Annotated in this window: 14 protein-coding genes; 12 read left to right on the top strand and 2 right to left on the bottom strand. The window is 63.9% G+C overall.

What is annotated here, in order from left to right; translation table 11 throughout:
- Positions 1-87 precede the first annotated feature (87 nt).
- The 11 genes from EN906_RS08370 (at position 88) to EN906_RS08320 (ending at position 9,862) form a co-directional block, all read left to right on the top strand.
- The gene (locus EN906_RS08370) at positions 88-1,194 is read left to right on the top strand and encodes a flagellar hook-length control protein FliK (RefSeq protein ID WP_245456905.1); all 1,107 of its coding nucleotides are present in this window, start codon (positions 88-90) and stop codon (positions 1,192-1,194) included.
- Positions 1,124-1,711 carry a transglycosylase SLT domain-containing protein gene (locus EN906_RS08365; protein WP_050592657.1) on the top strand — a complete coding sequence of 196 codons (588 nt, stop codon included), beginning with the start codon at positions 1,124-1,126 and terminating at the stop codon, positions 1,709-1,711. Before EN906_RS08370 ends, EN906_RS08365 begins: the two co-directional genes overlap by 71 nt.
- A 222-nt stretch (positions 1,712-1,933) precedes the next feature.
- Positions 1,934-2,602, top strand: coding sequence for a response regulator transcription factor (locus EN906_RS08360; RefSeq protein WP_013529780.1), 669 nt, complete (start codon positions 1,934-1,936; stop codon positions 2,600-2,602).
- 79 nt (positions 2,603-2,681) lie between these two features.
- Positions 2,682-3,941 carry a flagellar hook protein FlgE gene (locus EN906_RS08355; RefSeq protein ID WP_127271693.1) on the top strand — a complete coding sequence of 420 codons (1,260 nt, stop codon included), beginning with the start codon at positions 2,682-2,684 and terminating at the stop codon, positions 3,939-3,941.
- A gap of 27 nt (positions 3,942-3,968) precedes the next feature.
- Complete coding sequence (gene flgK / locus EN906_RS08350; RefSeq protein WP_127271695.1) at positions 3,969-5,423, top strand: flagellar hook-associated protein FlgK; 1,455 nt, start codon at positions 3,969-3,971, stop codon at positions 5,421-5,423.
- A gap of 4 nt (positions 5,424-5,427) precedes the next feature.
- Positions 5,428-6,471, top strand: a complete 1,044-nt coding sequence (locus tag EN906_RS08345) for a flagellar hook-associated family protein (protein WP_127269451.1) — start codon at positions 5,428-5,430, stop codon at positions 6,469-6,471.
- Between the two features lie 31 nt (positions 6,472-6,502).
- The gene (gene flaF / locus EN906_RS08340) at positions 6,503-6,850 is read left to right on the top strand and encodes a flagellar biosynthesis regulator FlaF (RefSeq protein WP_023810018.1); all 348 of its coding nucleotides are present in this window, start codon (positions 6,503-6,505) and stop codon (positions 6,848-6,850) included.
- On the top strand, positions 6,847-7,290 hold the full coding sequence (flbT, locus tag EN906_RS08335) for a flagellar biosynthesis repressor FlbT (protein ID WP_027038236.1): 444 nt from the start codon (positions 6,847-6,849) through the stop codon (positions 7,288-7,290). The genes flaF and flbT overlap by 4 nt, the downstream gene beginning before the upstream one ends.
- On the top strand, positions 7,290-7,697 hold the full coding sequence (gene flgD / locus EN906_RS08330; RefSeq protein WP_013529774.1) for a flagellar hook assembly protein FlgD: 408 nt from the start codon (positions 7,290-7,292) through the stop codon (positions 7,695-7,697). The genes flbT and flgD overlap by 1 nt, the downstream gene beginning before the upstream one ends.
- Positions 7,698-7,721: 24 nt before the next feature.
- A complete protein-coding gene (gene fliQ / locus EN906_RS08325; RefSeq protein WP_023810020.1) occupies positions 7,722-7,988 on the top strand; it encodes a flagellar biosynthesis protein FliQ in 267 nt (88 codons plus the stop codon).
- 230 nt (positions 7,989-8,218) lie between these two features.
- The gene (locus tag EN906_RS08320) at positions 8,219-9,862 is read left to right on the top strand and encodes an MFS transporter (RefSeq protein WP_127276143.1); all 1,644 of its coding nucleotides are present in this window, start codon (positions 8,219-8,221) and stop codon (positions 9,860-9,862) included.
- Between the two features lie 41 nt (positions 9,863-9,903).
- Here EN906_RS08320 and EN906_RS08315 read toward each other — a convergent pair whose 3' ends face one another.
- Both EN906_RS08315 and EN906_RS08310 read right to left on the bottom strand, forming a co-directional pair.
- On the bottom strand, positions 9,904-11,685 hold the full coding sequence (locus tag EN906_RS08315; RefSeq protein WP_127271699.1) for a chloride channel protein: 1,782 nt from the start codon (positions 11,683-11,685) through the stop codon (positions 9,904-9,906).
- A 134-nt stretch (positions 11,686-11,819) separates the two neighbouring features.
- On the bottom strand, positions 11,820-12,119 hold the full coding sequence (locus EN906_RS08310; protein WP_127269780.1) for a putative quinol monooxygenase: 300 nt from the start codon (positions 12,117-12,119) through the stop codon (positions 11,820-11,822).
- Positions 12,120-12,265: 146 nt separating this feature from the next.
- Here EN906_RS08310 and EN906_RS08305 point away from each other — a divergent pair.
- On the top strand, positions 12,266-12,959 hold a 694-nt coding region (locus EN906_RS08305; protein ID WP_206529075.1), incomplete at its 3' end, for an FHIPEP family type III secretion protein.

The raw sequence follows: 12,959 nt of genomic DNA, 5'->3' as shown, positions 1-12,959 counted from the left end.
TGCTGGTTCGGCCTTGCCGGGCATGACGCCAAGGCCGAACCAGCATCGGCCGAGCCCGCAAGGACCATCTCGGCCAAAGTGGCAAACGTGAAAACCGGCAAGGACGATTTGGAAGCAAACGCGAAGGCCGACGCTGAAGAGACGGCGCCGGACGCCGAGCCGCTTCAGGACGACCTGCCGCTGCTGATCGCGTTTCATGACCTGTGGCATTTCTCGACAACGGCCAAGGCAGCCGGGGGCAATACGACCACCGGCGAGAATCCGTCGGACCCGGCGCTCGATGGGCAGGCTTCACTGCCAAAGACCTACCGGCCAAAAGCCGCGGGCGGACGCGAAGCACTCGAAACCATGTCGAAGCCGGAGCAGGCGTCGATCGTCGACGGACCTTTGACGGCGCTTGACGGTCAGTCACCGAGCGCTGCCTCCAGCGCGACAAAACGCGACGCCGCGGCGGCGGCCCAGAAGCTGCCGGACGCGCCGGCTGCCGATGTGCCCGGCGTGCGGTCGAAGCACGCCGCGAATGCGATGAAGAGCATCGAGGATGTCCAGTCCTCGATGCGTCCCGAAGCGGGAAAACAGTCCCTGCCCACTGCGCGCATCGACGTGGTGTCGGAACGGAGCTTCCCCGCACCGCCGCAGAGTCCCATCAGCCAGGCAGCCCTCAATGTGATCAACGCCATAGCCACCGACGCCGGGCCGCAAAAGGCGCTTTCAGCCTCACCCACGCCCACCCATCTGGCCAGCTCTGTTGCCGTTCCGACACATGTGTTGAAGATCGAACTCCACCCCGCCGAACTCGGCATGGTGACGGCCAATCTTCGCCTCTCCGGGGAACAACTCTCGATTGAGCTGAAGCCGGAAACGCACGACGCTTATCGTCGGCTGTCGGCCGACAGCGAGGCCATCGTCAAGTCGCTGCGGGGGCTCGGCTTCGAGGTTGACAAGGTCACGATACTGCAACCTTCGGTAGCAGTTCCCGCTACAACCCGGGCGGATGCAACCGCTCCTATGGCGGCGGCGACAGGCCGCGATCCAGCATCCTTTCAACCGGGGAATTCGGGCAGCGGCAATGGTGGAGCCGGCGGCCAGCAACCGGGCCAGCAATCCTCAGGGAAACGCAACGATGACGCGCAGGACTACGGCCGCGGCACTTCGCCTGCTCGCGAGCGCGCTGGCAGCGATATCTTTATCTAGCGCGGCAAACGCCGCCGCAGCCGCGGCCAACCCCTGCGAGCCGGAGATCCTGCGCGCCGCGGATCGTTATGGCGTACCCGCCGGCATCCTCTATGCCGTTGGCCTGACGGAGACCGGAAACAAGGGCAGCCTTCAACCCAATGCCTTGAATATAGAAGGAAAAGCAGTCTTTCCGAGGAGCCGGACCGAGGCCCTTGCCGCCTTCGCCAATGCCCGGCGCGAGGGCAAGACCCTGATCGATCTGGGCTGCATGCAGATCAATCACCACTACCACGCATCGCATTTTCGCAGCGTCGAGGACATGCTCGACCCACGCCAGAACGTCGACTATGCGGCGCGCTTCCTGGCCAGCCTTCATGCCCGTCACGAGACCTGGTCTATGGCCGTGGCCCGCTATCATGCCGGTCCCGACAACGACCCGGCGCAGAAGATCTATGTCTGCCGCGTCATTGCCAACATGGTCGCCACCGGCTTTGGAAAATGGACCGCGAACGCCCGCGGATTCTGCAACCCGTAAGCGCATTTCCCGTTACTAATAGACAAACCGTACAACCCGAATTGTTGGTTTGACTTGGTCAGAACTTGCCGCCGAAAGCACATCTGGCCGCCCGCTAATGCAACCGAAACGATTCCAGACTCCCAAGAAACTAGCTACAAGAAATGACGGTTGTTCAGGATTCCCGCCAGCGGATACGCCTCTCTTCACGGGGCAAATGATTTGATTCGGAAGGCGGGGCCGATGATTGTGATCGTTGACGAGCGCGAGCTCGTAACAGAGGGATACAATTCACTTTTCGATCGTGAGGGCATCGCCTGTGCAGGCTTTGCGTCCGGCGAATTCGGTGAGTGGGTGAACTCTGCCGCAGACACCGATCTGCGCTCGGTCAGGGCCTTCCTCATCGGCGACTGCCGCGAGGGTTCCATCTCTCCGCGCCAGATCCGCGACCGCACCGGCGCCCCGGTGATTGCGCTCAGCGAACAGCATTCGCTGGAGAACACGCTCCGGTTGTTCGAGAGCGGCGTCGACGACGTCATTCGCAAGCCCGTCCATATCCGCGAGATCCTGGCCCGCATCACCGCCATCCGCCGCCGCGCCCAGGAAGACGTCGCCTACACCGAGATCGGCGCCATGCGCATCTTCATGGATGGCCGCGACCCCGAGATCGACGGTCAGCCCCTCCCCCTGCCGCGCCGTGAACGCCGCATCCTCGAATATCTGGCGAGCAATCGCGGGCGCCGTGTCACCAAGACCCAGGTTTTCAACGCCATCTACGGCATCTTCGACGAAGAGGTCGAGGAGAACGTGGTGGAAAGCCACATCAGCAAACTGCGCAAGAAGCTGCGCGAGAAGCTGGGCACCGACCCGATCGATTCCAAGCGTTTCCTCGGCTACCGGCTCGTCTTCTGATGCAGCGCCGCGCCAGCCTCGCGCAAGAAAACATGCGTAGCCTCGTAGCCAGCAGCATGGACACAGCGGAGACGTTTCGATGAGCCTCTACGGAATGATGCGGACCGGCGTTTCCGGCATGAACGCCCAGGCAAACCGCCTATCGACGGTCGCCGACAACATCGCCAATTCCGACACCACCGGCTACAAGCGCTCCTCCGCCGAATTCTCGACGCTGGTCATGCCGTCGACCGGCGGTGCCTACAATTCCGGCGGCGTCACCACGACGATCCGCCAGGCGGTCAGCGATCCGGGTGTGCTTCAGTACACGACCTCGGTTTCCGACCTTGCCGTCAGCGGCGATGGCTTCTTTGTCGTCCAGGATCCGAGCGGCACCCCCTACCTGACCCGGGCCGGCGCTTTCGTTCCCGACGGTCAAGGCAGACTTGTCAACTCGGCCGGCTTCCAGCTGATGGCGTACAGCTACGACAACGGCGTACCGGCAGCGACGGTCAATGGCTTCGAGGGGTTGGTCCCGGTTGTCATCTCCGACCAGGGAATGACCGCAACGCCGAGCACCGAGGGCAGCTATGCCGGCAACCTGCCGGCCGGCGCGACACCGGTCGCGACCGCCAACCTGCCCGCCGCCAACGCTGCGACCGCGCAATACACGTCGAAATCCTCGATGGTCGCCTACGACAATCTCGGCAACAAGAAGCTGCTCGACGTCTATTTCACCAACACCGGCGCCGGCACCTGGCAGGTGGCGGTCTTCGATCAGTCGAAGGCCACCGCTGGAACATCGTTCCCCTACACCGCTGGCGGCTTGCTGGGCTCGGCCAACCTGACCTTCGACACCACCACCGGCAAGCTCACCGGCACGCCCACCGGCGTTTCATTTACCGTGCCGAACGGCGCCACCCTCAATATCGATCTGTCTGCGCTGACCCAGCTTGGCGCCGGCTTCACGGTTTCCGATGCCCAGGTCAACGGCAACGCGCCGAGCACCATCGACAAGGTCCAGATCAGCAAGGACGGCACCATCTACGCACAGTACAAGGACGGTTCGACCAAGCCGCTCTACAAGATTCCGCTGGCCGACGTGCAGAGCCCGGACCAGCTCACCGCGCTGCCCGGCAACGTCTATTCGCAGGGCACCGAGTCCGGCGCGGTTCGTGTCGGCTTTGCCAATGAAGGCAAACTCGGCTCCATCATCTCCGGCGCGCTCGAGAATTCCAACGTCGACATCGCCGAAGAACTGACCAACATGATCGCGGCGCAGCGCAGCTACACCGCCAATTCGAAAGTCTTCCAGACCGGTTCCGATCTGATGGACGTCCTTGTCAACCTGAAGAGATAAGACGGGCGTCGCCCGCGAAAGACCCGCATGTCACTGTCTACCGCATTGAGTATCGCCCAGTCGGCGCTTATGAACACCGCGCGACAGACAAGCGTTGTCTCGCGCAACGTCGCCGACGCCTCCAATCCGGACTATTCGCGGCGCCAGGCCGTCGTCACCAGCACGGCGCCGGGCGCGCGTTCGGTCGATATCCAGCGCGCAGCCAACGAGCTTTTGTTTCGCCAGAATCTCGGCGCGCTATCGGCCTGGAGCGGGCAGAACGCGCTCTACAGCGGCATGGATCAGCTGGGCGTCGCGGTCAATGGCGTCGACAATGCGTCCTCGCCCTCGACCGCGATCGCCAACCTGCAGCAGGCGCTGCAGCTCTACGCCACCTCGCCGTCGAACCAGAACCTCGGCGCCTCGGTCATCGACGCCGCCAAACAGGTCGTGCGCTCGCTCAACGAGGGCTCCAAGGCAGTCCAGGATTTCCGCACCCAGACCGACGGCCAGATCGCCACCGCCGTCGATGACCTGAACTCGCTGCTCAGCCAGTTCCAGGATGCCAACACGGCGGTCATGTCCGGAACCCGTTCCGGCACCGACGTTTCCGATGCGCTCGACCAGCGCGACGCGCTTTTGAAGAAGATTTCGAACTATGTCCCGGTGTCGACCTTCACGCGAGGCGACAATGACATGGTCATCACCACCGGCGACGGCACGACTTTGTTCGAGACGATACCGCGCACGGTCACCTTCGCGGCGTCGGCAGGCTATACCGCGGGTGCCGCCGGCAATGCCGTTTACATCGACAACGTGCCGATCTCGGCGGGAGCCGGCGGCAACACCAGCGCCAGCGGCACGCTTGCCGGCCTGCTGCAATTGCGCGACGGCGTCGCCTCGACCATGCAGAGCCAGCTCGACGAGACCGCGCGTGGCCTGATCACCGCTTTTGCCGAGACCGCACCCTCGATGGCCAATGCCGCCGGCCTGTTCACCTGGTCGGGAGCGCCGGCCGTGCCGGCCGCCGGCACGCTGGTCACCGGCCTTGCCGCGTCCATCAGCGTCAATGCAGCGATGGACCCGAGCACCGGCGGCAACCCGACGCTGCTGCGCGACGGCGGCGCCAATGGTGCGGCCTATGTCGCCAACACGGGCGGCGGCGCGTCCTATTCCACCCTTCTGGTCGCCTATGGCGACCGGCTCGACCAGCCGATGACTTTCGACCCCGCCGCCGGCGTTTCGGCAACCTCCAGCGTATCCGACTACGCCGCCAGTTCGATCGGCTGGTTCGAGGGCGTGCGCCAGCAGGCTTCGACCGCCTCCGATGCCAAGGAAGCACTGGCATCGCGCAGCGCCGAAGCGCTGTCCAACGCGACCGGGGTCAATGTCGACCAGGAAATGTCGTTGCTGCTCGACCTCGAACACACCTACCAGGCATCGGCCCGGATGATGAAAACCGTCGACGACATGCTGACGGCCTTGCTCAACGCGGTGGGATAATTCCATGACTTCAGTCTCCTCGGCCGCAATCTCCAATGCCATGCGCTCCCAGCAGATGCGCATGCAGGCCGAACTCGTCAAAGCCACGAAGGAAGCGTCGACCGGCAGGGTCGCCGATGTCGGGCTGGCTCTCGGAGGGCGCACCGCCCAGTCCGTCACCTTCTCGCGCGATCTCGACCGGCTCAACGTCATTATCGATTCCAACGGCCTGGTCGGCGCGAGGCTTTCCTCGACACAGACCTCGCTTGGCCAGCTCTCCGGCGCCGCTCAGACCTTCCTGTCCGCCCTGACCACCGCTTCCTCAAGCGACTCGTCCAACAGCCTCACCCGGGACTCCGGCAAGGCGACCATCCAGCAGCTGACCTCGATCCTCAACACCAGCGTCAATGGTGAATATCTGTTTGCCGGCACCAACACCGACGTCAAGCCGATCAACGATTTCACGGCTGCCGGCTCTCCCGCCAAGGCTGCATTCGATACCGCTTTCCTCACCAATTTCGGTTTCACCCAGGACGACCCGGCAGCGGCCAACATCACGGCCGCCCAGATGGACGATTTCATCACCAACGATGTCGCGCCGCTGTTCACGGGCGCGGGTTGGCAGGGCGACTGGTCGAACGCCACCGACCAGCAGATCGTCAGCCGCATCGCACTCAACGAAACCACACCGACTTCGACCAGCGCCAACAGCGATGGCATTCAGAAACTCGCCATGGCCGCAGCCATGGTCAGCAGCCTGATGTCCAGCAACATCAGCCAGGCGGCGAAGAATACGGTTGTCAGCCGCTCCACCACATTGGTTGGCGAAGCGCTGAGCGGCATTGGCCAGCTTCAATCCGAGACCGGCATCGTCCAGAAGCGGGTTTCCGATGCCAACGATCGGATGAAAACGCAGGTCGACCTTTTCGAACGGCACATTCTCGATCTGGAAGCCGTCGATCCGGCGGCAGCCGCGACACGGGTCGCGGACCTGACACAGCACATCGAAACGTCTTTCGCGTTGACCGCACGCCTGCAGCAGCTCAGCCTGTTGAATTACCTGACCTGACAACGCTTAACGGAACGGTAGAGCCCCAACGATGTACCAATTCTCCTACGCCGACATCCAGAGCAACTCCGTTGCCGACGCGAAGGACCGCGAGCGGGAGCTTCTGACCCGCTCGATCGACATGCTGGCGGCGGCAGCAGCGGCCGGCCACGATTCCATGGAAGCGATCGAGGCGCTTCACTTCACCAACCGCGTCTGGACCGCCTTCGTCGAGGATCTTGGCTCCAGCGACAACGCCCTGCCCAAGGAACTGCGCGCCAATCTCATTTCCATCGGCCTGTGGCTGCTGCGCGAGGCGGAGGACATCCGTCAGGGCCGCACCAACAATTTCGAAGGGTTGATCGAGGTGTCCCAGATCATCAGGGACGGCATTCAATGACCAACACGCTGAAGATATCGCTGAAGCCGAACGAAAAGATCTACATCAACGGCGCCGTCATCCGGGTCGACCGCAAGGTCACCGTCGAATTGATGAACGACGTCCAGTTCCTGCTCGAAAGCCACGTGATCCAGGCCGACGATGCCTCGACGCCGCTCAAGCAGCTTTATTTCATCCTGCAGGTCATGCTGATGAACCCGGCCGGCGCCGCCGCGGCGCGCGACATGTTCCGCCGTTCGCTGCCGCTGCTTCTGGCAAGCTTCGAGGACACCCAGATCTGCAGCGCGCTGAAACAGATCGACCGCATGGTCGGCGAGGATCATATCTACGAGGCGCTGAAGGCGATCCGCGCGCTTTATCCGCTCGAACGCCGCGCGCTGGGTGGTAATGACGATGTTTTGGGTGCCGAGCGCCCGCTGGCCGTGGGAGCACGATACTGATGAACGTGGACATGACGACGACGATTCCGACAGGCGCCAATCAGGCCACGGCGTCGACCTCGAAGACAGCGGTCGACTACCAGTCCTTCCTGAAGCTTCTGATCGCCGAGATGAAGAACCAGGATCCGACCAAGCCGATGGATTCGACGCAATATGTCGCCCAGCTCGCCACCTTCTCTCAGGTCGAGCAGTCGGTGCAGACCAACACCAAGCTCAATCAGATCATGCAGTCCTCGGCGCTGTCGCAGGCCGACGCACTGATCGGGCGCTCGATCACCTCCGCCGACGGCCTGACCACGGGCACCGTGGCTTCGGTGCGCCTCGCCAGCAACGGTCTCATCGCCGTGCTGCAGAACGGCACCGAAGTCGCCGTCGGTCCGGGAGTCTCGGTCAAGGCAGCAAGCTGACGCTTTCGACAGAGAGCCAGTCCCATGAATGAGGCCGACGCTCTCGACATCGTCCAGTACGCGGTGTGGACGGTGCTCGTCGCGTCCGCTCCGGTGGTGCTGGTCGCCATGGCGGTCGGCATCGGCATCGCCCTCATCCAGGCGCTGACGCAGGTACAGGAGATCACCTTGACCTTCGTGCCGAAGATCGTCGCGATCATGCTGGTGGTGGCGTTGACCGGCCCCTTCATCGGCAGCCAGATATCGGCCTTCACCAACGTCATCTTCGAGCGCATCCAGAACGGCTTCTGAGCCTGTTCCAGGATGGTGTGCCGCGGCATGCCGTTCGCAATTGTGCGAGGACAGACGCCGCCGATCCCCGCGGCACCTCCGGACCCACGGCGGACAAGGCCTGGACCGCCTCTATCCCATTGTTGGACCATGCGCTTTTTTGCCCTTTGCGGCGCCATGCCCTACTTTCGGCAAACGGTCTGCGCAAACGGATTGTCTGACGAGCAGGCACGACATGGCAGGAACCCCAAATGATTGACGAAAAGCCGGACAGCGAGAGCGTCTCGGCGCTGGCGCCCTTCCGGCACGGCATTTTCCGCGCCGTGTGGGGCGCAAGTCTCGTCTCGAATTTCGGTGGCTTGATCCAGGGTGTCGGCGCCGCCTGGATGATGACCACGATCGCCACCTCGCCCTATCAGGTGGCCCTGGTCCAGGCTTCGACCACCTTGCCGATCATGCTGTTTGCACTCGTAGCCGGCGCCATCGCCGACAGTTTCGACCGGCGCAAGGTGATGCTTGTCGCCCAGACCTTCATGCTGGTGGTGTCGGTGCTTCTGACCCTGTTCACCTATTCAGGCCTGATCACGCCGTGGACGCTGCTCGCCTTCACCTTCCTGATCGACAGCGGCACCGCGCTCAACAGCCCGTCATGGCAAGCCTCCGTCGGCGACATCGTCCCCCGCAACAAGGTGCCGGCGGCCGTCGCCCTCAATTCGATGGGCTTTAACCTGACACGCAGCGTCGGTCCGGCGATCGGCGGCATCATCGTCGCCGCGGCCGGTGCCGCGGCCGCCTTCGCGGCGAACGCGGTGAGCTATATCGGCCTGATCGTCGTGCTGGCGCGCTGGAAGCCGGACGTGCCGGTATCGACCTTGCCGCGCGAGTCGCTGGGGGCTGCCATGGGCGCCGGCCTGCGCTATGTCGCCATGTCGCCCAACATCGGCAAGGTGCTGGTCAGGGGTGCTGCGTTCGGCTTCAGTGCAGGCGCTGTGCTTGCGTTGCTGCCTCTGGTGGCGCGCGATGTCGTCAAGGGCGATGCGCTGACCTATGGCATCATGCTCGGCGCCTTCGGCATCGGCGCGGTCGGCGGCGCCTTGATCAGCGTCAGGCTGCGGCAGTTGCTGTCCAGCGAGACGATGGTGCGCTGTGCTTTTGCCGGCTTCGCTGTCTGCGCATTCAATGCCGCCGTCAGCCAGCATGCCTGGCAGACGTCGCTCGGCCTGCTTGTCGGCGGCGCCTGCTGGGTGATCGCGCTTTCGCATTTCAACGTCACGGTGCAGATGGCGACGCCGCGCTGGGTGGTCGGCCGGGTGCTGTCGGTCTACCAGACCGCGACTTTCGGCGGCATCGCGCTCGGCAGCTGGATCTGGGGTGTCGTCGCCGATGCGCACGGCGCCGAAACCGCGCTGATCGCAGCCAGCGTCGCCATGCTGGCCGGCGGCGCCATCGGTCTTTTGCTCCCGCTGCCGCAACAGCAGGTGCTCAACCTCGACCCGCTCAATCGCTTTAAGGAACCGCACCTTGCGCTTGACCTGAAGCCGCGCAGTGGTCCCATCGCCATCATGATCGAGTATGTGATCCGGCACGAGGACGAACCGGAGTTCCTCGCCATCATGGCCGAACGCGGCCGCATCCGCCGTCGTGACGGCGCCCGCAACTGGACGCTGGCGCGCGATCTCGAGAATCCCACCGTATGGATCGAGCATTATCACACGCCGACCTGGATCGAATATATCAGGCACAATGGACGCATCACCCATGCCGACGCCGTCATCGGCGAACGCGTGCGGGCCCTGCACAGCGGCGACGAACCGCCCCGCGTGCGGCGCATGATCGAACGCCCGACGACCGCGGGCACAGCGCTTGTGATGGCCAAGGGACCGATCGAGCATTAGGGCTCCGCAACCACTGTCGCAGGCCCCCGCTTGGCCGTCCGTCACCCCTCGCCCGATAGGTCCCGGCGCGCCTTGTCGAGTTCCTCGGCATAGCGCCGCATCAGATGGCCTTCGGTCAAAAGCCCCAAGACGATGTGGTCGGTGAAATCCTCGACGACTGCGAGTTCTTCGGCGCCGGCGCGCTGGAATGTTTCCGCGGCGGCCTGCACGTTCATGCTCGGCACCAGCACCGCGTCCTTGTATTTGGCAAGATCGCGCACCGGCACCTCGCCATCGGAAGGATCGCTGTGCAGTTCGGCCACGATCAGCACGCCGACATAGTGGTCGCCCGCGTCGACGGCGATGACCCGCTGGGCAGAGCCGAGCGGCACTTGCTTGCGGAAGGCTGCCAGCGTCGTCGAGGCATAGATGGTCTTGATGTCCTTGCGCATCATCGAGCCGACTGTGAGGCTGCGCATCCAGCCGACATCGTGCGCGCTGCGGATGGTCTCGCCGCGCAAATGGAAGCGCCATGTCGAGAACGAGTAGCCGAAGGTCTCGCGCACCAGGATCGCCGACATGATCGAGGCGGCCAGCACAACGCCGGTCAGCGTCAGGTCGCGGGTCGATTCCAGCGCCAGGAAGGTCATCGTCAGCGGACCGCCGACGACACCGACTGCGAGCGACGTCATGCCGACGACGGCGGCGACGGCAGGGTCGATGCCGGTTGCCGGCGAGACGACAATCATCACATCCGCGAACGCCTTGCCGAGCAGCGCGCCGAGGAACAGCGAGGCGAAGAACAATCCGCCGCGAAAACCCGACCCCAGCGAGACCGCCGACGCCGCCAGCTTGAGCACGAAGACGCTGGCCACCACGGCCAGCCCGTAATTCATCGAGAATTCGCGATGCAGCGCGCCATGGCCGCTGGACAGGACCTGCGGCGTGATCAGCCCCAACAAGCCAACGATGACTCCGCCGATGACGGGGCGCAGCGCCGCATCGATCGACAGCCTGGCGAAACCGCGCTCGATCAGTGTCACCAGATGCATGATGGCGATCGAGGCGGCACCGCCGAGCAGGCCGAGCAGCAGGAACGGCACATACTGGCTGGCGGTGAGCGCCGGCAGACCCGAAAGCTCGAGCGGAAACGGCACGCCGCCGAACATCTCTGCCGTCAGCGAGGCGCAGATCGCGGCTGTCAAGACTGGCGCGACATTGGCAACCGAGTAGATGCCGATGACCAGTTCGAAGCCGTAGAAGGCGCCGGTCAGCGGTGCATCGAAGGCGGCGGCGATGGCGCCGGCCGCACCACAGCCGACCAGGATGCGGACATCGTTGCGGCGCAGCCTGAAGATGCCCGCCAGCCGCGATGCCAGCCCGGAGCCAACCTGCGTATAGCCGGCTTCCAGCCCGACCGAGGCGCCAAAACCGCTGGAGATCATCGTCTGGCCGGCGATGATGAAGGTGTCGGTCAGCGACATGCGCCCGCCATAGAGCGCATTGGCTTCGATCGGGTCGATCGGCGTGCGGAATTTCCGTATCCTGAGCCAGACCACCGTCAGCCCCAGCAGCATGCCGCCGATCGCCGGTATCAGCGCCTGCATCGGATTGGCGAGCGAGAACATGCCGGAAAGCCGGCCGCCTGGCTGAACGCCGAACAGCAGCCCGTGCAGGTCCTGCACGATCTGGCTCATCGCCGTGACCAATATGCCCGCCATCACGCCTACGACACCGGCGAGAACGACCACCACGATGCCGCGTGCCTCGAGCAGAGGCAACGACCTGATCAGCACCGCGCGCAGCCGGCGGGCGTAGACTTCGCTGTGGTTTCTGGAAAGCACCGGGGCGGCTCGCCGATATCGAAAGGCAGTGGAAAGCCAGCCTGATACGCCCGGCGGCACGGCATGGCAACCACTATGCCGGCAGACACCATATTGGCGACAGCTGGCGCGATATCGATCGGCTGACGGACCGTTCAGGTCGGCATGGGCTCGCCGGCTTCATAGAGCACGAGGTTGCGCTCGCCTATGCCTAGCGCCGGCCAGCTCGCACGCCAGTCCGCAATGTGCGGCGAGGCGAAATGCGCGTCGAGCGCTGCCCTGTCACTCCAGACTTCCGTGACCCGGATGAGCCCGGCATCGAAAACATCCTGCGCATAGGAATATTCGAGACAGCCGGGCTCGGCGCGGCTGCCGGAAACCATGCGTTCCATAGCGGGCTTAGCTTCCTCCAATTTGTTTGGCGGCAGGCGGATGGTGCCGATGATCAGAAGCATGGGTTTCCCTTCCTAGCGAGGCCGGCCGACACGGCGACCTGCGCATGGTCGTTCGAACTAGCCAGTCTCCCACCCTCGCGCAAGCTTGGCGGGCTACCTTTACAGGGCTGTCGCGCGCTCGGCAGTCTATGGGGTTTGAGGACGATATGGCGATCAGCGAAAGCATTCAGCCCGGCGCGGTGGCCAAGAACGGCCGCGACGTCTTCTTCGCCATCGGCATCGTCATCATCCTGGCCGTGCTGTTTCTGCCGATTCCGGCCTTTCTCATCGACGTCGGCCTCGCCTTCTCGATCGCGCTTTCGGTGCTGATCCTGATGGTGGCGCTGTGGATCCAGCGGCCGCTCGATTTCTCGTCCTTCCCGACCGTGCTGCTCATCGCCACCATGCTCAGGCTGTCGCTCAACATCGCCACCACGCGCATGATCCTGTCGCACGGCAATGAGGGCACGCATGCCGCCGGCTATGTCATCGCCGGCTTCTCCAAGCTGGTGATGGCCAGCGACTTCGTCATCGGCCTGATTGTCTTCATGATCCTGATCGTGGTGAACTTCATCGTCATCACCAAGGGCGCCACCCGTATCGCCGAAGTCGGCGCGCGCTTCACCCTCGACGCCATCCCAGGCAAGCAGATGTCGATCGACGCCGACCTGTCGGCCGGTATGATCGACGACAAGACCGCGCAGCTGCGCCGCCGCGAGCTGGAAGAAGAATCTTCTTTCTTCGGCTCGATGGACGGCGCCTCGAAGTTCGTGCGCGGCGACGCCATCGCCGGCCTCATCATCACCGCCATCAACATCGTCGGCGGCATCGCCATCGGCTACATCAGGCACGGTATGGGCA

Origin of the sequence: Mesorhizobium sp. M7A.F.Ca.CA.004.06.1.1 (assembly GCF_003999135.1) — a bacterium.
GTDB lineage: Bacteria > Pseudomonadota > Alphaproteobacteria > Rhizobiales > Rhizobiaceae > Mesorhizobium.
This window is presented reverse-complemented; position numbering and strand designations above follow the sequence as displayed.